14 protein-coding genes and 2 pseudogenes are annotated in these 21,824 nt (G+C 63.9%); 4 read left to right on the forward strand and 12 right to left on the reverse strand.

Features of this window, described 5'->3' with window-relative positions:
• The 9 genes from QOC89_RS22755 to QOC89_RS22795 form a co-directional block, all read right to left on the reverse strand.
• Window positions 1–680: alpha-amylase family glycosyl hydrolase (locus QOC89_RS22755; RefSeq protein ID WP_323047079.1), on the reverse strand; the 680-nt coding region annotated here is incomplete at its 3' end.
• Complete coding sequence (gene malQ / locus QOC89_RS22760) at window positions 677–2,881, reverse strand: 4-alpha-glucanotransferase (RefSeq protein WP_323047080.1); 2,205 nt, start codon at window positions 2,879–2,881, stop codon at window positions 677–679. The genes QOC89_RS22755 and malQ, both read right to left, overlap by 4 nt.
• On the reverse strand, window positions 2,878–4,797 hold the full coding sequence (gene treZ / locus QOC89_RS22765; RefSeq protein ID WP_323047081.1) for a malto-oligosyltrehalose trehalohydrolase: 1,920 nt from the start codon (window positions 4,795–4,797) through the stop codon (window positions 2,878–2,880). Before treZ ends, malQ begins: the two co-directional genes overlap by 4 nt.
• A 121-nt stretch (window positions 4,798–4,918) precedes the next feature.
• Window positions 4,919–7,138 (reverse strand): glycogen debranching protein GlgX, encoded by a 2,220-nt coding sequence (gene glgX / locus QOC89_RS22770; protein WP_323047082.1) that lies wholly within the window; start codon window positions 7,136–7,138, stop codon window positions 4,919–4,921.
• A 99-nt stretch (window positions 7,139–7,237) separates the two neighbouring features.
• Window positions 7,238–9,448, reverse strand: a complete 2,211-nt coding sequence (glgB, locus tag QOC89_RS22775) for a 1,4-alpha-glucan branching protein GlgB (protein ID WP_323047083.1) — start codon at window positions 9,446–9,448, stop codon at window positions 7,238–7,240.
• Window positions 9,441–12,905 (reverse strand): maltose alpha-D-glucosyltransferase, encoded by a 3,465-nt coding sequence (gene treS, locus QOC89_RS22780; RefSeq protein ID WP_323047084.1) that lies wholly within the window; start codon window positions 12,903–12,905, stop codon window positions 9,441–9,443. The genes glgB and treS overlap by 8 nt, the downstream gene beginning before the upstream one ends.
• Window positions 12,902–16,342, reverse strand: coding sequence for a maltotransferase domain-containing protein (locus tag QOC89_RS22785; protein ID WP_323047085.1), 3,441 nt, complete (start codon window positions 16,340–16,342; stop codon window positions 12,902–12,904). The genes treS and QOC89_RS22785 overlap by 4 nt, the downstream gene beginning before the upstream one ends.
• Before the next feature lie 369 nt (window positions 16,343–16,711).
• Window positions 16,712–17,374 carry a DUF1345 domain-containing protein gene (locus QOC89_RS22790; protein WP_323047086.1) on the reverse strand — a complete coding sequence of 221 codons (663 nt, stop codon included), beginning with the start codon at window positions 17,372–17,374 and terminating at the stop codon, window positions 16,712–16,714.
• 233 nt (window positions 17,375–17,607) lie between these two features.
• Entirely contained in the window at window positions 17,608–17,853 is a 246-nt protein-coding gene (locus tag QOC89_RS22795) for a hypothetical protein (RefSeq protein WP_323047087.1), read from the reverse strand.
• Window positions 17,854–17,912: 59 nt separating this feature from the next.
• On the opposite strand from QOC89_RS22795, the pseudogene QOC89_RS22800 reads away from it, so the two are divergent.
• The 3 genes and pseudogenes from QOC89_RS22800 to QOC89_RS22810 all read left to right on the forward strand — a co-directional run.
• Window positions 17,913–18,473 (forward strand): annotated as a pseudogene (locus QOC89_RS22800) (choline dehydrogenase); the annotation flags it as partial.
• 16 nt (window positions 18,474–18,489) lie between these two features.
• Entirely contained in the window at window positions 18,490–18,621 is a 132-nt protein-coding gene (locus QOC89_RS22805; protein ID WP_323047088.1) for a cytochrome c, read from the forward strand.
• 148 nt (window positions 18,622–18,769) lie between these two features.
• A complete protein-coding gene (locus QOC89_RS22810) occupies window positions 18,770–19,507 on the forward strand; it encodes a metallophosphoesterase (protein WP_323047089.1) in 738 nt (245 codons plus the stop codon).
• Window positions 19,508–19,693: 186 nt separating this feature from the next.
• Here QOC89_RS22810 and QOC89_RS22815 read toward each other — a convergent pair whose 3' ends face one another.
• Window positions 19,694–20,395 (reverse strand): RES family NAD+ phosphorylase, encoded by a 702-nt coding sequence (locus QOC89_RS22815; RefSeq protein WP_323047090.1) that lies wholly within the window; start codon window positions 20,393–20,395, stop codon window positions 19,694–19,696.
• Complete coding sequence (locus QOC89_RS22820; RefSeq protein ID WP_323047091.1) at window positions 20,392–20,829, reverse strand: MbcA/ParS/Xre antitoxin family protein; 438 nt, start codon at window positions 20,827–20,829, stop codon at window positions 20,392–20,394. The genes QOC89_RS22815 and QOC89_RS22820 overlap by 4 nt, the downstream gene beginning before the upstream one ends.
• A 133-nt stretch (window positions 20,830–20,962) precedes the next feature.
• Between QOC89_RS22820 and QOC89_RS22825 the strand changes: the two genes are divergently transcribed.
• Window positions 20,963–21,619 carry a hypothetical protein gene (locus tag QOC89_RS22825; protein ID WP_323047092.1) on the forward strand — a complete coding sequence of 219 codons (657 nt, stop codon included), beginning with the start codon at window positions 20,963–20,965 and terminating at the stop codon, window positions 21,617–21,619.
• An 8-nt stretch (window positions 21,620–21,627) separates the two neighbouring features.
• Here the strand turns inward: QOC89_RS22825 and QOC89_RS22830 are convergent.
• Window positions 21,628–21,824, reverse strand: a pseudogene (locus QOC89_RS22830) (hypothetical protein); the annotation flags it as partial.

The raw sequence follows: 21,824 nt of genomic DNA on the forward strand, positions 1-21,824 counted from the left end.
GCGCCGCTTTGCGCGACGAACTCCCGCAGCATGTCGCGTCCTTCGGCGGCGCGCGGCTGATCGGCCGGTTGCGTCGTCAGGCCCTGGAAACGTTCAGCCAGTGCGTTGAGATCGGCGCGCTCGGTGCTTTGCAAAATGGACGCGTAATCGGTCGGACAGACCGGAAACACATGCGGCCCATAGCCGATGTAAAAGCGCCCGCTGTCCGCCGCGAAATGCAGCGCAATCCTGCCCGCCGCCAGTTCCTCGCCGTACGGCGCCCCGAGGGTCGGCACCAGCACCTTGCCGCGCAAGGCCGGATCGGGCGAATGCCAGTCGACATCGAAATGGCGCGCGTACATGCTATGCCGGCCCCATTCGAGGATATCGAGCCACCACGCGTTGCTCGAGCCGCCGACACCCATATGGTTCGGCACCATGTCGACGATCAAGCCCATGTTGTGCGCGCGCAGTTTTTCGACGAGGCGTTTCAAGCCCGCCTCGCCGCCGCATTCGGCATTGACCTGGGTGTAGTCGACGGTATCGTAGCCGTGCATCGAACCCGGCTCGGCCGTGGTGATGGGCGACGCGTATACGTGGCTGATGCCGAGCGCGGCGAAGTAGTCGACATGCTTCGCGGCATCGTCGAAGGTAAAGCCTCGATGAAACTGGAGGCGAAGCGTGGAGCGCGGGACGGTCATGGCGTATCAGGCTCCGAAGAAGCATTGGAAGAAGAAGCGGGAACGGTTGCGTTACGGCGTGCGCGATCGATGGCCAGCAGGCGGTCGCTGAAGGTGTCGTTCTCGAACAATTCGTCGATGGGCACAGTGACGCGGCGGCGCCAGTTCGGATGCTCGTCGATCGAGCCGGGCAGATTCGGCTGCTCGACCAGCGCGAGCAAATCTTCGAGCGGGAACGTGACGAGCGGCCCGGGCGTGGCGGCGACGAAGGCGAGCGCTTCATCCACCGGCGCCTGGTCGGGCGGCGGCGCGTCCACGTCGGGCGCGGCGACGCCGGCTTGCTGGAACGCCTGCCAAAGCAGCGCACGGTCTTCGGCGCGCTGTTCCTGCGCGGCTTCCTCGGGATCGCGGCCGTCGGCGCGCGCCATCGTCTGGCCAATCCGGTTGCGCCACGTGATATCGCTGCCGCGCCACCAGCCCGCCACGGTCGGCAGATCGTGGGTGGTGGTGGTGCCCACCGCGTTGCGGTCCCAGGCCTGCGGCGGCTTGAAACCCGTGCCGCTTTCCGCGCCTTCAAACCACAACACACGAATGCCGGCGATGCCGTGCTCGTCGAGCCGCTCGCGAAAACCCGGCGGCACGGTGCCGAGATCTTCACCGATCACGATCGCGCGATGCCGCCACGATTCGAGCGCGATCAGCCGCAGCAGATCTTCGAGCGGATAGCGTAGATAGGCGCCATTACGCGCGCTCTCGCCCTCGGGCACGAGCCACAGGCGGCGCAAACCGAGAATGTGGTCGATGCGGATGCCGCCCGCATGCGCAAAGGCCGCGCGCAGCATGTCGATAAAAGCGGAGAAGCCCTGGGTGCGCATCGCGCGCGGCGAAAAGGTGGTCAGCCCCCACGCCTGGCCGGCCTGGTTGAACAGATCGGGCGGTGCGCCCACGGACACGCCTTGCAGCATGTCGTCGCGATAGGACCATGCATGGCTGCCGGCACTATCGCAACCCACGGCCAGGTCGGCGATCAGGCCGACGGCCATGCCGGCGTCGGCGGCTGCATGCTGTGCGTGCGACAGGCCCTTGGCGGCTAGCCATTGCAAAAACAGATGAAAATCGACTTCATGCCGATGCGCGTCAGCGAAGGCCTCAACTTCCGGGCTGCGCGGATCGCGCAACGCCTCAGGCCAATTACGCCAATGACCGTCGCCGCCTTCTTGCGACAGTTGCACCGCCTGCAGCGCTTCGAAACGCGCGTGATCTTCGAGCGCACGGCCGGCGCGTTCGCAGAAGCCGTGAAATTCGAGCGCGCGCGGCGTGTCGTGCGCGCGTTCCTGGGTGCAGAAATTTTCGTACAGCGCGCGCAACACCTTGAGCTTAAGCACAACTGCATTCGGCCAATCGATCAGCGGCAAGTCTTCGAGTGCCGACCATGCGTCGGCGGCCTGCGCGGTCTCGAGCGCGGCGCGCGCGGCATCGGCGCCGAACACCGCGGCGGGATCGATATGCGTGACGTTCAACCACAAGCGCGATGACGGCGAATACGGGCTGAAGCGATTCGGCTCGGCGCTGAACATCGCATGCGTCGGACTGACCGCGAGCGCGTGCGCGCCACGCTTCGCGCTTTCGATCGCCATGCTCGCGAGCGCCGAATAGTCGCCGATGCCGCCGTCGCCCGAGCGGCGCAAGCCGTACAACTGCGCGGCAATGCCCCACAGCGGCGGGGCTTGCTCAGTGGTGCCGTCGTGCAGCGTGCGCCATGCATCCGCGACGGTATAGCAGCGTGACGGCGCAACGGCGAGTGTCACGCGTTGGTCGTTGATCACCAGCGTGTGATAGCCGGGCTCGTCGATCGGCGCGAGCAGGGCTTCTTCGCCTTTGGGCGCCGTGAAGCGGCCGTCGATGATCGAGCCGCTTTCAAGTTCGATCCGATAATGGCTGCCGGATTTGATCGCCGCGACCGGCAGCGCGATGCCGCGCTCGACCTCCGCGGTCATCAGCGGCGGCAGTTTCTTGCCGGACAGCTCCGCTTCGAGGGCGGCCGCGCTATGCCGGATTTGCGTGGCGTTACCACAGGGCAAGCCCATCCGTTCGAGCAGCACAGCGAGCGTGCTCTCCGGCACAAGCTGGGTCTTGCGGTGCGCATCGCGCCACTCCACCTCGAAACCGGCGCGTGTGGCAAGGGTCACGATCGTATCGTGTGAACGTCGGGTAGCACTCACGCGTGGCGCTCCTGTTGGCCCGCAATGCGAGCATCGTGGCCGATGGCATAGTCGCTGACGTCGCCGGTCACCCACGCGACGAACGTGTGCGGTGGCAACACCCTGGCGTCGATCTGTTCGCGCACGCGCGGCGGTGTTTCGAAAATCACTTTGCCGGCAGGCAGATCGGGGAACGCCACGCTCTCCTTCGAGAGATTCAACGCGACCGACAAGGTTTCGCCGTCGCAAAGTTTCCAGCGGGCGATCAGCGCATTGGCATCGCCGCCGCTTGCATCGGTCAGCACGGTCGAGCCGAGCGCTTTTGAATGTTTCAGGCGCGGCGTGATCAGCTTCGCCCGCACGGCGAGCGCGGATTTGTAGAAGTGCATCCAGTCGAGGCGGTCTTTCGCTTCGTCGTCCGTGGCGGAACCGTGAACCGGCTCCGGCGGTGAGGAGGCCGCAAAGGTCTTCACGTCGTTCGGATCGGGAATCTGCGCGCGCCGCTTTTCGTCGCTGAACGACGAGAAACGCGCGAATTCGCGGCGCCGTCCTTCGCGCACGGCATCGGCAAGGTCGCCGGTGTAGTCGGTGAAGAACAGGAACGGCTGGGTCGAGCCATATTCCTCGTCCATGAACAGCAGCGGGATTTGCGGCGACAGCAGCAGCAAACCGGTGGCGGCGCGCAACGCGTCGTCCGAGGTCAGCTTGCGCAGGCGCTCGCCGAATGCGCGATTGCCGACCTGATCGTGATTCTGCAAGAACATCACAAATGAAGTGGGCGGCAGATGCTGGCTCGATTCGCCACGCGGTGCGCCGTCGTGAATCGGCGACGGGTCGCCCTGATAGGCGAAGCCTTCCGACAGCACGCGCGCGAGGCGCCGGATCGGCTGGTCTTCATACGCGTGGTAATAGCCCTCCGTTTCGCCGGTCAGCAGAACGTGCAGCGTGTTGTGCGCGTCGTCGTTCCATTGCGCGTCAAAATGCGTTTCCAGCAGGCTCGCGCTGTTGTGCTCGTTTTCCAGCACCAGATGCACATGCCGGCCGTGTTGCACTTTCGCGCGGATATGGTCGGACAATTCGCGCAGCCACGCGTGATTGTCGATGGCATGCACCGCATCGAAACGCAGGCCGTCGATACGATATTCATTGATCCAGTACACGGCGTTGTCGGTGAAGAAGTCGCTCACTTCGCTGCGCTCGAAATCGATCGCCGGGCCCCACGGCGTATGCGTGCCCTCGCGGAAAAACGAGCGGGCGTACTCGTGCAGATAGTTGCCGTCCGGGCCAAAGTGGTTGTAGACCACGTCGAGAAACACCATCAGGCCGAGACCGTGCGCGGCGTCGATCAGCGCTTTCAGTTCTTCGGGACGACCGTACGCGGAATCGGGTGCATAGGGCAGCACGCCGTCGTAGCCCCAATTGTGCTTGCCGGGAAAGTCGTTCAGCGGCATCAATTCGATGGCGGTCACGCCGAGCGCGGCAAGCGCGGGCAAACGTTTCTGCACGCCCGCATAGCCGCCCATCGCGCCGACGTGCAACTCGTACAACACGGTTTCTTCCCACGGGCGGCCATGCCAGTTGGTATGTTCCCAATGGTAGGCACGCGGGTCGATCACTTCGCTCGGGCCGTGCACATCTTGCGGCTGGAAACGCGACGCGGGATCGGGCACCGCATGTTCGCCATCGAGCCGGAAACGGTACAGCGTACCCGCGCCGCAGTCGACGGTCGCTTCGAACCAGCCGTTGCCGGCGGGCGTCATGTCATGCGAGCCTTGGGCCGGTCCGTTTTCGATTTCCACGTGGACGGTTTTGCACGAAGGCGCCCAGAAGCGGAACCGGGTACGCGGCTTCGCGCCTGTCGCGCCCAGCAACTGCGCGCTGAACGGCAGGCAATGCGCGTGATGATGCGCGTGCGGGTCAATCGGACTTTCGGACATGATTCTTCACCATTCGGTTTTGCTTCGCGCCGCGTCTCACGTGTCGGTCGCCTTTGCGAGGCCCGACGCTTCATGACGCAGCTGCCTGACCATGCTGTACGTGCCATGCTTCCTGCGCAGCCTACGTGGTCGGCGACGGGTCGCTGCTCGGCGGATGCGCACCCGGATCGGGCGGCAGCGCGGTCAACAGCCGCCGCCCATGCTGCGCACCGGCCTTCCAGCCCGCCTGCCAATCCGCTTCGCCGACGGGTTGCGCCGCCAGCATCACGAGGCTATGCGCGGCCACTTCCACCTCTGCGACCGCCAACCGGTGCGGCGCGCTTTCCGGCTCGGCAGTATCTAGCAGCACATGCCATTCCAGGTGCGGCGCGGGTGGCGTAAAACGCAGCGTTTCTTCCGCTGCATTGAGCATCATCAACAATACTTCCGTTTCGCCATTTAGCCCGGGACCGGCGCGCCGCAGCGTGAACGCGCGGCCTTCGGGGTCCTCCCAGGCTTCGATGGTGAGCGGATCGCCGCGCGTATCGAACCAGCCGACATCGAACAGGCCCGGCAACACTTCGCGGTCGCCGAACAGAAAGCGCGTTTCGCGCAGCAGCGGATGCTGTTTGCGCAACGCGATCACCCGCGCGACGAACGCGGTCATCTGGCGCCCATCGGGCGACTCCGCGCGCTCCCAGTCGAGCCATGACAGTTCGTTATCCTGGCAATACGCGTTGTTGTTGCCATTTTGGGTGCGCAGCGATTCGTCGCCTGCCAGCACCATGGGCGTGCCGAGCGCCATCAGCAGCGTGGCGATCAGCGAACGGGCCACGCGTTTGCGGGTTTCGTCGATGGCGGGATCTTCGGTCAGGCCTTCCACACCCCAATTGCGGCTGCAATTTTCATTGTGGCCATCGTTGTTGTCTTCGCGATTCGCCTCGTTGTGCTTGTGCTCGTACGCGGTGACATCGGCGAGCGTAAAGCCGTCATGCGACGTGACAAAGTTGACCGACGCCCACGGTTTTCTGAAGCGCCGGTTGAACAGGTCGGCCGAGCCCGTCAGACGCGCGGCGAGATCGGGGCGCAGGCCCGCGTCGCCACGCCAGAAGCGGCGGACGGTGTCGCGAAAGCGGTCGTTCCATTCGCCGAAGCCCGGCGGATGATTGCCGAGTTGATAACCGCCTGGGCCGATGTCCCATGGTTCGGAAATCAGCTTGCGTTGCGACAGGATCGGGTCCTGGCGCAACGCGTCGAAGAAACCGGAGCCGGGGTCGAAGCCATGCTGCTCGCGGCCGAGCGTCACGCCGAGATCGAAACGGAAGCCGTCGATATTGAACTTCGTCGACCAGTAACGCAGCGAATCCATCACCATCTGCAGCACGCGCGGATGCGGCAGGTTCACGGTATTGCCGCAGCCGGTGTCGTTGATATGGTGGCGTTCGTCGCCGGGAATCAGGCGGTAATAGCTGGCGTTGTCGAGACCGCGCCACGAGACGGTCGGTCCCATCTCATTGCCTTCGCAGGTGTGGTTGTAGACCACGTCGAGAATCACTTCGATGCCGGCCGCGTGCAACTGGCGCACGGCGATACGCATTTCATCGAGCCGGTGCGTGCTCAGATACGACGGCTCCGGTGCAAAAAATGCCGCGGTGTTGTAACCCCAGTAGTTGCGCAAGCCGCGCTCCACCAGAAAGCGGTCGTTCAGAAACGCATGCACGGGGAGCAATTCGACGGCGGTCACGCCGAGCTTCAGCAAATGTTCGATGAATTCCGGCGACGCCAGCGCGGCGAACGTGCCGCGTTCGTGCTGGCGCAAATCGGGGCGCAACATCGACAGGCCGCGCACATGCGCCTCGTAGACGATGGTTTCGCCCCACGGCACATTCGGGCGCTTGTCGTGCGACCAGTCGAAGGCTTCGTCGATCACGACACACTTCGGCATGGCCGGCGCCGAATCACGCCGGTCGATGGAAAGGTCGGCACGATTCGAATGCACGCGATACCCAAACAGCGCGTCGGACCAGCGAAACTGCCCGACCAGTTTGCGCGCATACGGATCGAGCAACAGTTTGTGCGGATTGAAGCGGTGCCCATGGTGCGGCTGATAGGGTCCATGTGCGCGAAACCCGTAAGCCGTGCCGGGGTGCGCGTTGGGCAGATAGCCGTGCCAGACTTCGTCGGTGCATTCGGGCAGCGTGTAGCGCCTGATTTCCTTGCGACCGGTGGGGTCGAACAGGCAAAGCTCGATTTTCTGCGCATTCGCCGAGAACACCGCAAAGTTGACGCCGAGGCCATCCCAACTGGCCCCAAGCGGATAGGGCGAGCCGGGCAGAAGCCGGTCGGGCATTGCATGCGACATGATTCCCCTTCCTTGTTCTGTTTTATCAACGCTATCGTGGGTCTTCATGCAACGGGCGCGCGGCCGCGAGGCTGCGCGCCCGTCTTACATCACCTTCGTTTAATCCGCGCGCAGGACGATCGTCGCCAACGGCGGCAACGTCAGCGCTGCGGAATGCGGCCTGCCGTGGCTCGAGATTTCCTCGGTGTGAATCAGGCCGCCGTTGCCCATGTTCGAGCCGCCGTACACGCCGGCATCCGTATTCAGGACTTCGACCCAGCGGCCGCCGCGCGGCATGCCGATCCGGTAGCCGACGCGTGGCACCGGCGTCATATTGCACACGACCATGACTTCGCTGCCCTCGCCGTCGGTACGGCGATAGGCGTACACGCTGTTGCCGCTGTCGTCGCCGACCAGCCATTCGAAGCCGCCCGGCTCGCTGTCGAGCCGGTACAGCGCAGGCTCCGCGCTGTATAGATGGTTCAGGTCGCGCACGAGCTTCTGCACGCCGTGATGGTGGGGATCGTCAAGCAGATTCCAATGCGGCGACGTGTCGTGATTGAATTCCGCCATCTGACCGAATTCACCGCCCATGAACAGCAGCTTCTTGCCCGGATGCGTCCACATGAAACCGAAGTACGCGCGCAGATTGGCGAACTTCTGCCATCTGTCGCCGGGCATCTTGCCGAGCAGCGAGCCTTTGCCGTGCACGACCTCGTCGTGAGAGAGCGGCAGCACGAAGCGCTCGGAATACGCATACACCATCCCGAACGTCATCATGTGATGATGGTATTGGCGATAAACCGGATCCTCTTCCATGTAGTGCAGCGTGTCGTGCATCCAGCCCATGTTCCATTTGAACTGGAAGCCGAGGCCGCCGTCTTCGACGCGCGCCGTCACGCCCGGCCACGCGGTCGATTCCTCGGCGATCGTGATCGCGCCGGGCACCCCTGGCACATAGCCGACTTCGTGATTCAGCCGCTTCAGAAACGCGATCGATTCGAGATTTTCGCGGCCGCCGTAGATGTTCGGCACCCACTCGTCGGCGGCGCGCGAATAGTCGCGATACAGCATCGAGGCGACCGCATCCACGCGCAGGGCGTCGACGTGATAGCGCTTCAACCACGCCAGGCCCGACGCCACCAGGAACGCACTCACCTCGTTGCGGCCGAGGTTGTAGATCATCGTGTTCCAGTCCTGGTGATAGCCTTCGCGCGGATCGGCGTGCTCGTAGAGCGGTGTGCCGTCGAAGTCGATCAGACCGTGCGCGTCGTTCGGAAAGTGCGCGGGCACCCAGTCGAGAATCACGCCGATACCGGCCTCGTGCGCCTTGTCGACGAACGTGGCGAACTGCTCGGGCTTGCCGAAGCGCGCCGACGGCGCGAATTGACCCAACGGCTGGTACCCCCACGAGCCGCCGAACGGGTGCTCGGCAATCGGCATGAACTCCACGTGCGTGAAGCCCATGCTTTTGACGTACGGAATCAGACGCTCGGCGAGTTCCTCCCACGTGAGGCCGCGCTGACCTTCTTCGGCGACGCGCAGCCACGATTCGGCGTGCACTTCATAGATGGAGATCGGCGCGCCCGGCGTTTGCTTTGCGCCGCGCGCTTGAATCCATTCGTGATCGGTCCATTGAAACTGCTCGATCTCGTCGACATGCGCGACCACCGACGCGGTACCCGGCGGTTTTTCCGTTTGCATCGCGCACGGATCGGCCTTGAGCGGCAACGGATGGCCGTCACGGGCGAGCAATTCGTATTTGTAGCGCGTGCCGGGTCCGACGCGTGGCACGAACAATTCCCACACACCGGCCTGATGACGCAAGCGCATCGGATGGCGGCGGCCATCCCACGCGTTGAAGTCGCCGACCACTGAAACGCGCCGCGCATTCGGCGCCCATACGGCGAAGCGCACGCCGGGCACGCCGTCCACTTCCATGGGCCGCGAGCCGAGGCATTCCAGCACCGCGTACGGGTCGCCGCCGGCGAGACGCCCGAGCGGTTCGTCGCCGAGCACGGGGCCGAACGAATACGTGTCTTCGATTTCCTGCACGGTGCCGTGCCAGTCGATCCGCAAGCGGTACGGCGCCGCCGACGTGATGCGGCCGGCAAACAGCCCCGGCCTGAGTTGTTCGAGCTCGCCGAGCGTCGAACCGTCGGCGCGCGAAATGACGGTGACGTGCGAGGCGTTCGGCAACAGCGCGCGCACGACCGGACCGGCGTCCGTCTGATGCATGCCGAGCTGCGAGAAAGGATCGGGGTGGCGCGCTTCGACGAGCGCGTCGATATCGAGCGGTTGGAGGCCTGCGGCCGGATCATGCTCACTCATAGTCGCCCTCGGCCGGATTAGGCGGTGTGGCGGCGCCTGGCGCCTGGGTTGATGGATCGTGCTGCGGGCTGCCGGTGTCGCCGAGCAGTCGGCTGGTGAGCGCGGCGAGGCCGCGTACCGGCAAACTGAGCCACGTCGGACGGTTGGCCGCTTCGTAACGGATTTCGTACGCGGCTTTCTCGATCAGGAAGAGATCGAGCAAGGCCTGTTCCGCCTCGGGCGCCACCAGCCGGGTCGGCGAGTCAGCAATCGCGGCGCGGTACTCTTTCAGGAACGTCTCGGTGGCATGCGCGCGGAAACGGTCGAACAGCGCGCGCTTGCGATCGGCGGTTTGCTGCGGCGCGCTTTCGGTGGTGGACTGCGCCGCCGCGCTTGCGTACGACAGCGAACGCATCAAGCCGGCCACGTCGCGCAGCGGACTCGACTTCTGACGACGCTCTTCAAGCGTGCGCGCGGGCTCGCCTTCGAAGTCGATCAGGTACGCGTCGCCCTGCGCGACCAGCACCTGACCCAGATGGAAGTCGCCGTGAATGCGCGTACGCAATGCGCCCGCATCGCTCGATACCAGTTTGCCGACTACCTCGACGAGGGCAGCGCGACGGTCGATCAGGCTTTGCGCCAGCGCCTTGGTGTCCGGATCGCTAATCTGCTCGATGCGCGGCGCGAGCAGATCGAGCGCGCTAGCCAGCATGGACTGCGTACTGTCGACCCACGCCTTCACCTGTTCGGCGCTGGCGGGTTCCGGTGCGAACGCCGGGTCGTCTGTCGGCGAGGCCAGCGCAACGTGCAGTTCGCCGAGCCGCCGGCCGATGATACCGGCCAACGCGCTGTAGCCTTCCGTCAGAATCGCTTCGTTGTCACGATCCGGCGCCGATTGCGCTTCCGTATCGACAGCGATCGCAAGTTCGTCCACCGAGCGGCGCAGGTAGTCGAGCGACCAGTTCCAGGCGTCGCCCTGATTGTCGATAAAGCCTTGCAAGATACAGAGGGTGTGCGGCACGCCTTCGGGATCGACGCGTACCACCTCACCATACAGCGGCGCGGTGTTCGCGTAGCCGAGCTGGGTCAAATAGCGGCTGATTTCCGCTTCCGGATGAATACCGCTGACCAGACGGCGCACCAGCTTCAGCACGGCGGCGTCGGCAATGATCAGCGAGCTGTTGCTTTGCTCGGCCGCCAGCCAGCGAATCTCAGGCCGCTCGCCAAGGTTCTTGAGTTCGTCGAACCGTTCGGTCGGGATGAACTTGATCTCGCTCTTCTGCACGGTCGGCACCACGGCGCGTTCGCGCAGCTTGCGCAGCACGCCATGGGCGAAGATCGGCAGCGCGAACGCGTCCGTCAGATGACCGACGTTGCGGCCGCGGCGCACGCGCGCCAGCGCCAATTGCATGAACAGCGGGAAGGTGGTTTCGCCGCCCCAAGTGATCGCGATCGGCACAACGTAGCGTTCGGTGTGATCGCCCACGTCCGCTTCGATTTCAGTGAAGGCGAAGCCGCCGTTCGGAATCGTGGTGAGCGCGGCGAGACGCACGGCGTGCATCTTCTGATCCTTCGACGCAAACCAGCGGCGCCGGCTCAGCCACGACGGCAGCACTTCGGATTCGAGCAGGCGCACGTTCTCCGGCGTCGGGCCGACCTGGCCCTCGCGAACCACGATGGTGACGAATTCCGGCAACGGTTCCGAATGCGCCTGCGCCCACGTCGGACGCTGGCCGCCCGGGCACAGCAAGAACCAGAGGAAGCCGTACGGCGGGAAGGTCAGCAGATACGTAAGCTGGCCGATGGCCGGAAACACCGAATCGGCGGTCATTTCAATCGGCACCGAGCCGTTGAATTCGGACAGATCGAGCTCGACCGCTTGCGGTGCGCGCGACAGATTGGCCACGCACAGGATCGGCGGCTCGCCCGGCATCTCGCGCAGGTACGCGAGAATCTTGCGGTTTTCCGGCTTCAGGAAACGGATCGTGCCGCGTCCGAACGTTTGCTTCGCGCGACGCGTGGCGAGCATGCGCCGGGTCCAGTTCAGCAGCGAATGCGGGTCGCGGCTTTGCGCTTCCACATTCACCGCATCGAAGCCGTACAACGCCCCCATCACCGGCGGCAGCACCAGTTGTTCAGGATCGGCGCGCGAGAACCCGCCGTTGCGATCCGACGACCATTGCATCGGCGTACGCACACCGTCGCGATCGCCCAGGTGGATGTTGTCACCCATGCCGAGTTCGTCGCCGTAATAGATCACGGGCGTGCCGGGCATCGACAACAGCAGCGAATTGATCAGCTCGATGCGGCGGCGGTCGCGTTCCATCAGCGGCGCGAGACGGCGGCGAATGCCAAGATTCAGACGCGCGCGGCGATCGCTCGCGTACGTGTTCCACAGGTAATCGCGCTCGGAATCCGTGACCATTTCGAGCGTCAGTTCATCGTGATTGCGCAGGAAAATCGCCCACTGGTTGGTTTCCGCGAGGTCCGGCGTCTGGCGCATGATGTCCGTGATCGGGAAGCGATCCTCGCTCGCGATCGACATGTAGATGCGCGGCATCAGGGGAAAGTGGAACGCCATGTGGCATTCGTCTTCGTCGCCGAAATATTCCTTCACGTCTTCCGGCCACTGGTTCGCTTCGGCAAGCAGCATCCGGTTCGGATACTCGGCGTCGATGGTGGCGCGGATCTTCTTCAGTACCGCGTGCGTTTCCGGCAGATTTTCGTTGTTGGTGCCTTCGCGTTCGACCAGATACGGCACCGCGTCGAGCCGCAGCCCGTCGATCCCCATGTCGAGCCAGAAGCGCATCACCTGCAGCACTTCCCTCAGCACGGCCGGATTGTCGAAGTTCAGATCGGGCTGGTGCGAGTAGAAGCGGTGCCAGTAGTACGCGCCTGCCATCGGATCATGCGTCCAGTTCGACGGCTCCGAATCGATAAAGATGATCCGCGTTTCCGTGTACTTCTGATCCGTATCCGACCACACGTAGTAGTTGCGATGATTCGACCCCGGCTTGGCGCGGCGGGCACGCTGAAACCACGGATGTTGATCCGACGTGTGGTTGATGACCAGTTCGGTAATCACGCGAATGCCGCGGGCATGCGCTTCCTGAATGAAGCGCCTCACATCGGACAACTGCCCGTAGTCCGGATGCACGTTGCGGTAATCGGCGATGTCGTAGCCGTCGTCGCGACGCGGCGACGGATAGAACGGCAGCAGCCAGATCGCATTCACACCGAGTTCGGCAATGTAGTCGAGCTTGGCGATCAGGCCGGGAAAATCGCCCACGCCGTCGTTATTCGCGTCGAAAAACGACTTGATGTGCACCTGATAAATGATCGCGTCTTTGTACCAGAGCGGATCGTCGCTCAAGGTCGCGGGCTTGCCTCGCCGATGCGATCGCGCCTTGGCGCCGCTGCCGGTGGCTGTGCTCGTATGAGCCTGCGACGTGGTTTGGGCTGGATCGTCACGCTTCATGTCGCACCTTCCGTAGGGGTTGGGTTGCCAGCGTCTGCGTGATAGTCGCTGTCGGCGTCATCCGGGCGTTCGGCGGGCAGGCCGCCAAGCGGCGCGATGCGCCAGATCGAAAACGGCTGGCCCGAACCGAGGCGGACATGCTGCCAGCGGCCGTGCCATTCGAAACGCGCACCGGTCATCTGATCGGTTACTTCCAGCGCGCCATGGTCGTGCAGATTCCAGTTCTGGAAAGTGTCCCACGACAATTCGATGTCCGCGCCCTGTTCGTTGAACGGGTCGAGATTGATGGCCACCAGGATCACGTTGTCGCGTGCTTCAGTCGCTTTTTCGAAGAATAGAATGTTGTCGTTGTGCGCGGGCAGGAACGTGAGGCCGAGATGCGTTTGCAGCGCCGGGTTCGCGCGGCGAATCCGGTTCAACGCAGTAATCTCGCCGACGATGTTGCCGGGCCGGTTCCAGTCCCACGCGCGCAGTTGATACTTTTCGGAGTCGAGATATTCCTCGCTGTTCGGCAGCGCGGCGGCCTCGCACAATTCGAAACCGCTATACACGCCCCACAAGCCGGCGAGCGTGGAAGCGAGGGCAGCCCGAATCAGAAATCCCGAACGCCCGGACGACTGCAAATGCCGAGGATTGATATCCGGCGTATTGACGAAAAAGTTTGGCCGGTAGAAATCGCGCTCGCTGGTTTGCGTGAGCTCGGTCATGTACTCGATGAAGTCGCGCTTCGACTCGCGCCACGTGAAATACGTGTACGACTGCGAGAAGCCGATCTTGCCGAGCCGGTTCATCATGCGCGGCCGGGTGAAGGCTTCGGCGAGGAAGATCGTGTCGGGATAGCGCGATCGCACGTCGCCAATCACCCATTCCCAGAACGGCAGCGGCTTGGTGTGCGGATTGTCGACGCGGAAAATATGCACGCCCGCTTCGATCCAGAACAGGAATACGTCACGCAACGCGAGCCACAAATCGGGTTTGGCATCGTGCGCGTAGAAGTCGGGATTGACGATGTCCTGGTACTTTTTCGGCGGATTCTCCGCGTAACGCAGCGTGCCGTCGGGGCGCCAGGCAAACCACGTCGGATGCGCCTTCAGCCACGGATGATCCGGCGAGCATTGGATGGCGAAGTCGAGCGCGATTTCGAGGCCGTGCGCGTGCGCGGCGGCGAGCATCTGCTTGAAGTCGTCGAGCGTGCCCAGTTCGGGATGCACGGCGGTGTGACCGCCTTCGGCTGCGCCGATCGCGTACGGGCTGCCTACATCCCCGGGTTGCGCGTTCAGCGTGTTATTGCGGCCCTTGCGGTTCGCCAGACCGATCGGGTGGATCGGCGGGAAGTACAACACGTCGAATCCCATGTCGCGTATGCGCGGCAGCTTCTTGATGACGTCAGCGAAAGTGCCGTGGCGCGATTCGTCGTCGCTCATCGAACGGGGGAAGATCTCGTACCAGCTTGCGAAACCCGCGGCGGTCCGATCGGCGTCGATCTTGTAGATGATCGGATCGCGGCTCAGGAACGGGCGGTGGCGCGCGGCGCTCATCGCCTTCGCCGTGGTCGGCGCGAGGATCAACGCGAGCTTCGTTTCGGCGTCGGCCTTCGTGAACACCTTGACGATGTGTTCGAGCGGTTCGGTCACCGCGCCTTCCGCCGTTTCCACTTCGGCAAGCACGAGGGCGAACAGATGCGCGGCTTCGTCGAGTTCGAGTTCGACGGTTTGACCCGCCTTCAGCTTCTTCTGGATATGCTCGACCAGCGACGCAAAGTCGTCGCGCCATGCAATCACCGTGAATTCATGGCGGCCGAGGCGCTCCAGCGGAATGCGCGCCTTCCAGATGTCGAGGCCCGCCGGTTGTGCGGCGCTCATCGGGACTTCATGCCAGGCGGTTTCGTCGGCGGCGCGCCAGACCACGGCGGCGGCGATCTTGTCGTGACCTTCGGCGAAGATCGCGGCGGTGATTTCAGCTCGCTCGCCCACCGTGCGCTTGGCTGGGAAGCGTCCGTGATCGACCGAGGGTGTCACGCTCTCGATCGCCACGCGCGGCGCGTTGATTGCTTCGAGCACGGTCTTGCGGCCGCTGCGCTTGCTGTTCGCTTTATCGATCGGCGGCGCGAGACGGATTGGCTTGTCGGCGGCGGCGCGGAACAGGCGCACAGCGCCAGGCGCGAGTGTGAACGGTGTCAAGGTGGCGGGCGTGGCATGCCCAGCCGAGTCGAGCGGGACGAAACGCGTGAAATTGCCCGGCACGCCCGCGAGGAAGCGCGCCGGATCGACGCGCACGGGCGCGCCGAGTTCGGGATTGATGGCGATCAGGACCGCTTCATCGGCGTTGCGCAGGTCGGGTGTATCGGCGCGCAGCAAAATGGCGGCAGGCGCGCCGGGGCCGCTTAGCGGGCGCAATTCGCCGTTGGCGTGCAGCGTCTTCGTATTGCGCAGCACCTCGTTGACATGGCGGATCCGCTCCGAGAGGTCGAATTGCTTCGACTGACAGGCGCGAGCGAACTGCGCGGCATCGCCGCGTGTCTGCCACATCGGCTCGGTGATGCCGTATTCAAAGCCCATCGGCATCATCCAGCCGGTGCCGGTCGAGGCCGACGCGAACAGCGCGCGCCGGTAGGCGCGCTCGACGATGGCGGCGTCGTGCGCATCGCCGAGATCGGCGGCGAGGCGCGTGCCGTAAGGCGCTTCGGGAAAGGCGATCGGGGCGGCGATGCGGGCGAGGGCGGCATGCTCCTCCACCATCCAGCTGGCGCGGAAGTCCCACCAGCGTACCGACGAGAACACGCTGTCGAAACCCGCGCCTTGCAGGCCGAGCAGATCGCCACGAGCGAGACCGGGCGTCGCGGCGAGAAAACGCACGTCGGGATGTTTAGCGCGAACCGCGTCGCCGAGCTGCCGCCAAACGGCAGCCGGCACGCGATGCGGCGAATCGAAACGAAAGCCGCTCACACCGGCGTCGGCCAGCGCCAGCAGTTGCTGCGTCCACCAGTCGACTAGCGCGGCGCTGCTGCCGGCCTCTTTGAAGTTGGCATACGCGACGTTGTCCTCGCGATGCACGTGGCGCGGATCGAGCCGCGCCTCTTCAGACTCGACTGGGTGGAACCAGCTGGCATGTTCGGCGTATAGCGCACCATCGGCGGCCATCCGGTCGATCACCAGATCGACCAGCACACTCAGGCCGTGCTGACGGGCGGCTTGCGCGAGCGTACGGAGCGCCTCCGTGGCCGGTTGCTGAGTCTCGAACACCGGATGCAGCCGGCCGTGGTTGCCGACCACCTGTCCATGACCCGCCTGACCCGGCGCGAAGACGCCGCCGATCAACGCGTGATCGAAGCCCAGTCCGGCTGCGTGAGCGAACTGCGCAGGCCATGCATCGAGCGGCCCAACGAGAAGTGAATGAAAAAAGTAGATCCGCGGCGCGTACCCGTTTGGGGATTCCATCGGTCGTTTCCAGATTCGTCCTGCTGCGGTGTGGATGCAAGTGACATGCGATCACAGCGCTCATTGGGCTTCCAGAGCCGGATACCGCGCGATGCGTGAAGCGAGGGCGCGTACTGGTCAATGTAGTGCAAAGATCGTCACGCCGCTGGCCAGTAGCAGGTGCTTTGACGCCAGGCGTCGACGGCACGGGGCCGGCCAGAACTCTTGGCAAGACGCAGCAAACGCTGTGCCAGTGCGTTTGCGGACGAAGGGGAGGGGTGCGAACCGCAGCCGGCAAGATGAGAGGAAGGCGGCCCTGAAGGCAGATCACGCGGTTGCCGTGGACGGTCCGCGTGTAAAACGGGTGGCTGTCGTGCGGGTTTTACACGGCTAGGAACCGAGCAAGCCCGCCGCGATGTTCACGCACAGGCCAAGCACGGCGACGTTGAAGTAGAACGAGAGGATCGACTGCGCGAGCGCTCCCCGGCGAATCGTGCGGGAGCGCAGCACCACGTCCGACGTTTGCGAGGCCACCGCGATGGTGAAGGAGAAGTACAGGAAGTCCCAGTAGTTCGGCTCGAGCTGGTCGTCGGCAAACAGCAGCGCCGTCTCCGGTGCGGCCGGGTCGTAGTAGAGCCGCGCGTAATGCATGGTGAAAATGGTCGGGATCAGGAACCACGCGCCAATCATCGTGAAGCCGGTCAACAGGGAGTGCCACAGCGCCGAGGTGCCGCCCGTGCCCTTCGCCGAGGCCAATTCGAGCACGATCGCGGCAATGCTGGCGACAGTCGCGACGCAGATCACGGCCAGCACCACACCCGCGTTTTCGTCGTCGCGCCGCGCGAATTCGCGGACGCCGCGTTCGTCGGCCATTGCCATATGCACCCAGATCAGCGCTAGATAGCTCCATACCGCGGCGTCCCAGCCGACCAGAACGCGCACCATGGAGCGTGTGTGCTCAGGCATGACCAGCGCGGCCACGACGCCGACGGCAAGGCCGATCAGCATGCGCGGCCGATTGCGAAGCACCTGCGGATAATATTTTGTGAGCATGAGATCCAGTGTGGTGAGGCGCCCGTGTCGCGGATTCTACTCGCGCTTCAGGCACCATTTGTCGATGGGTGAGTCACAGGCTATAGTCTTTCGCAACGGCCTTGCGCGCCGCTTTCAGTTGAAAGGCGATTGGCAGGCGGCAGGTTTTTCGCCGTGCGCATTGCGTGGTGGAGTTTGCGGTGGAGTTCTCGGTGGCGTTCCCGGTGGCGTTCTCGGTGGCGTTCTCGGTGGCGTTATTTCACACGGGTGTCATCAGCACAACGTAATGCGGCGGCAAGTAACGCTGCACAACGTACTGCTGCGCACGAAGTGACGCATTCGTCCGGGCTTTCGTCATCAACTTCGTCTTCGCCGCGTTCTTCGCCAGGTTCTTCCTCGAGCTCTTCACCGCGGTCTTCGCAATCGCCTTGGCTTGAGGCATCGCGTTCGTTTTCGTTCTCGGCATCGCGCAGGGCATGGGTGCTGGGCGTATGCGCCACCGCCGCCGCGCTCGCGTTTGCCGGCGCGGGCCGCTCGCTCTCATGGATCGCCCCCGCAGATGTCGAGCACCGACAAATTCCCGCACGGCATCGGCAATAGCTCCGACCAGGTGGGCCGCAATCTGATGGACCATCCCGGTACGGGCGTGACCTTCCTAGCCAACGAACCGCTGTGGCCCGGACGCGGGCCGATGGAGATGACCTCGATCGTCAACTTCCGCGACGGCGCATTCCGCTCCGACTACGCGGCGAAAAAGCTGCATCTGTCGAACGGCGTGCCGACCATGAGTGTGACCGCCGATCTGCTGAAAAAAGGTCTCACCGGCGCCGAGCTCGACCGCCAGATCCGCGACCGCGCGGCCCGCACGTTGAACATCAACAGCTTTCACGAGCATCTCGCGGAGCCGCAGAACCGCGTGGTGCCTTCAGCGGATCACAAGGACGCGCTCGGCATTCCACAGCCCGAGATCTACTACTCGATCAACCACTACGTGAAGAAGAGCGCGGCGAACACGCATGAACTGTATGCGCGGATCGCGACGCTGTTCGGCGGCGCCGAGGTCTCGTTCGACGATACGTTCGCGCCGAACAACCACATCATGGGTACCACCATCATGGGAACAGGCTGATGTGCTGATGCCCGCGTTCGGTACCCAGCTCACCGACGACCAGGTGGCCGCTATCACCAATTATGTCACCCGACAGTTCGGCAATCCGCAGTCCACCGTGACGGTGGATCAGGTCGCCAAGCTGCGCACGCAGCAATAACGACAGCGCTAACGGCATGTTTTCCGGTAACTCCTGCCGCACACGTGCCGTTTTCGCGTCATTTCTACGTGATTGCAGCACGGCGCGCGACCAGGAAAAGATAGGCAGCGCGCATACGCAATGACGGATGCCGCACTATCATGAGCGAATGGCTTCCGTACTCGTCAACCCCGTTCAGCATCATCCGGCCAATCGGAGCGGCCGCGACTTTGTCGTCGGCGATTTGCATGGCTGTGTCGATGCATTGCGCTATCTGCTGCGCGATATCGCGTTCGATCCCGCGCGCGACCGGCTTTTTTCGGTCGGCGATCTGGTGGACCGCGGCGAACAGTCGGAGCAGGCTTTGGCCCTGCTCGACAAGCCGTGGTTTCACGCCGTGCTCGGCAATCACGAAGACACTTTATGCGCCGTCGCCGACGGCCGCTTGCGGCGTCAGTGGTGGTATGGCATAGGCGGAATATGGGCGGCGAAATTGTCCGACGAACGCTTGCAGCACTACGCCGAACTGCTGCGGACGTTGCCGCTCGTGCGTGTGGTCGGGAGCGGCAGGGAACGCTTCAATGTTCTGCATGCCGAATTTTTCGGCACCGACGCTGAGCTCGACGCCGGCAATTTTTCCGCTGAAACGCGCCAGCAGTTGTTATGGGGCCGTGATCTGGCGTTGGGCAATGGCGATCCGGTGCGTCAGCATGGCCTGTCGCTGACCTACTGCGGCCATACGCCGATGCGTGACATCCAGCAATTCGGTTCCCAGGTTTATATCGACACCGGCGCATTTGGGCCTGGCGGCAAGCTCACGATCGTGGAGCCGCAGGCATTGCGGCGTTGGTCGATCTCGGTCGATGCGGCGAGGGAAGCCGGAGCAGCGACGATGGCGCTGCCTTGAGGGTTTTGACTGCTGCGGCCGGCCGTGATTTGCGAGCGGTTGCTCACAGCTACCCGCGGTTGCTTTGTGGCTGCCCGCTCTGCGTCACTTCCCAGCCGATCTCGGGGCGCACCCGATTGAGTTCGAACACCTGTGCTGGTTCCCCGCGCATGTGTTTGAACTCGAAGCCCTGTCCCCGTCGATCTCTCAGCCCACCTGATTGAGCTCGAACACCATATCGATGCTCGTGCCGTTCCAGTTGTATTCCAGATACGCCGCGTGATGGCAGTCGCGCAGCAGCGTGGTTCTGAACGCGGCGAGGCATTCGCCTTCGACATCACGTACCGACGGATACACAATGCCCGGCGCACCGCCCTCACGCACGGTACGGCCGAGCGCCTGGCCGGCGACGTAGTCGTCCGGTGACAGCACAGCGAGATCGAGCGATGCGTCGCCGCGGATATCGACCACGTTGCCTTGTGCCACGACGGTGTAGAGCCGCATTTGCTGCCGCATGGGCGGCTCGGCGGTCGCTTCGAGGAATTTTCCCGTGTGATAGCGCGTCTCGGCGATTGCCGTAGCACGCGAGCGGGCGCAATAGAACACGCCATATGTGCCGTCCGAGAAGCGGCTGCCGAGCGGATTCAGATGGGTCAACGCGGCCATGATCGGTCCGTATCCCGAGCCGAAACGGCGTTCTTCGCGGGGCACGAGATCGAGTTCGCCGACTTCGGTGCGCAAGCGGTCGTTGGTCATGGCTTCGAGCGCGTAGAGGGCGTCGAAATCTTCCGGCGAGGCGACCCGGTCGAACAGATTGACGGCCGGAAAGCGCGTCGGAATCACGCGATACGCGGGCGACCAGTCGAGCGGCGCGCTGCGCCAGCGGTGCTGCCAATGCGGTTCTGTCACGCCCAGCCGCCTCGCATCGCGTCGAGATACTGGCGCACGGCCACGAGATCGCTGATGTTGCCGGCCAGCATGCGGTCCAGCGCGCGGCGGCCGCCGAACGGCGGCGCGCTGTTGGGGCGCTTGATCCAGGTGTCGGCGGCGCTGGGCTGCGGCAGCAGGATTTGCAGCGCCTTATAGATGCCGAGCAGCAGCGACAGGCGTTCCAGCGTGTCGCGCCCAAGGCGGGCTGTCTCCGGCGCCTGCTTCCATTTGAAGTAAGTGGAGCGGCCCGGCGTGCCGAGCAACACGATCTGCTCCTCGGCGCTCAAGTCCCAGTCTCGTGCGATGTTGAAGAACGCACGCAGACCTGCAGCCGACATTTCCGTTAGCGTGGGTTCCGAAACTGGCCGGCGAATGGGTGGTTCGGGCTGGGCGAGACGGGCAGCGTGAGCCATGAGTAGGTGAGTCCTTATCTGTACTTTGGCTTGATATTAGTCTAAAAGTGGATTTTTGCAAGAGAATATAATCCTGGCTCGTTATGAAGTCGAAGATCAGGAGAAGCAGGAGATGTGGGTTCGAGTAGTAGCAATGGCAGCTGCAGTGTGGTGTGCGTCCGGTGCGGCAATGGCGGCGGGTTATTCGGAGGTGTGGAATCCGCCCGAATCGGCCGGACATACGGCGAAGCAGGTCAGGAAAACGACGGGTGCCGCCAAGGTCAAGTCCGGCGCTAGTGCGAAGGCCGGTTCGAAGCACGCGGCGCGCGGTCAACATGGTGCGCAGCGGGTTGTGTTGGAGTCGAAGAGCGGCAGCAGGCCGGCAGCGCACGGTGGCGTGAAGGTCGTGGCTCAGAACCCTGGCCACGGCAGCGTGAAAAAGGTTACGGCTAAGAATGCTGGCCACGCTGGCGTGGTGAAGGTCGCGGGCACGCCTCAGTCGAAGTCGAAGACAACTTCAGTCGCGCAGGGGCAAAAGCCGCGCGCACCACTCGCTCAAGCGAAACCGGGTCAAGGCAGGGTCATGCATGCCAACCTGGTTCACGGCCACACGGCACATGCGCACGTGGTCAAGGTGGCGGCGAAAACCGGCGCGGCCAAACCGGCGGCCGCCCATACGAATGCGCCGGCTAACACCGCAAATGTGACGGCCAGTCCCGCTTCCGTCACGGCCAATCCCGCCACGGCCAATTCCACAACGGCCAATCCCGCCACCGCGAGCAGCGGATCGTTGCCGCCGATCCTCCACTGACCTTCAGTTCAGGCGGCGCGTTTGCATTTGACCTTGGTGCCCGGCGGACCCAGGGCCATGCGGCCGAGTTCGACGATGCGCGCCGACAGCCTTTCGAGCCGTGGCGACGGGACCTTCCAGGCGCGCCAGTACAGTTCGACGTCGGTGGGCTGCTTCCGCGCAAGGTCGACCAGTTCGCCGCGCTCGACGGCATCGCCGAATTCCA

The sequence above is a fragment of the Paraburkholderia sp. genome, from assembly GCF_034668105.1.
Lineage (GTDB): Bacteria > Pseudomonadota > Gammaproteobacteria > Burkholderiales > Burkholderiaceae > Paraburkholderia.

Excerpts from the sequence above, each read along its gene's own strand:
- treZ (WP_323047081.1), bottom strand. The coding sequence starts at position 4,797 with ATGTCCGAAAGTCCGATTGACCCGCACGCGCATCATCACGCGCATTGC.
- glgX (WP_323047082.1), bottom strand. The coding sequence starts at position 7,138 with ATGTCGCATGCAATGCCCGACCGGCTTCTGCCCGGCTCGCCCTATCCG.
- glgB (WP_323047083.1), bottom strand. The coding sequence starts at position 9,448 with ATGAGTGAGCATGATCCGGCCGCAGGCCTCCAACCGCTCGATATCGAC.
- treS (WP_323047084.1), bottom strand. The coding sequence starts at position 12,905 with ATGAAGCGTGACGATCCAGCCCAAACCACGTCGCAGGCTCATACGAGC.
- QOC89_RS22785 (WP_323047085.1), bottom strand. The coding sequence starts at position 16,342 with ATGGAATCCCCAAACGGGTACGCGCCGCGGATCTACTTTTTTCATTCA.
- QOC89_RS22790 (WP_323047086.1), bottom strand. The coding sequence starts at position 17,374 with ATGCTCACAAAATATTATCCGCAGGTGCTTCGCAATCGGCCGCGCATG.
- QOC89_RS22805 (WP_323047088.1), top strand. The coding sequence starts at position 18,490 with ATGCCCGCGTTCGGTACCCAGCTCACCGACGACCAGGTGGCCGCTATC.
- QOC89_RS22810 (WP_323047089.1), top strand. The coding sequence starts at position 18,770 with ATGGCTTCCGTACTCGTCAACCCCGTTCAGCATCATCCGGCCAATCGG.
- QOC89_RS22820 (WP_323047091.1), bottom strand. The coding sequence starts at position 20,829 with ATGGCTCACGCTGCCCGTCTCGCCCAGCCCGAACCACCCATTCGCCGG.
- QOC89_RS22825 (WP_323047092.1), top strand. The coding sequence starts at position 20,963 with ATGGCAGCTGCAGTGTGGTGTGCGTCCGGTGCGGCAATGGCGGCGGGT.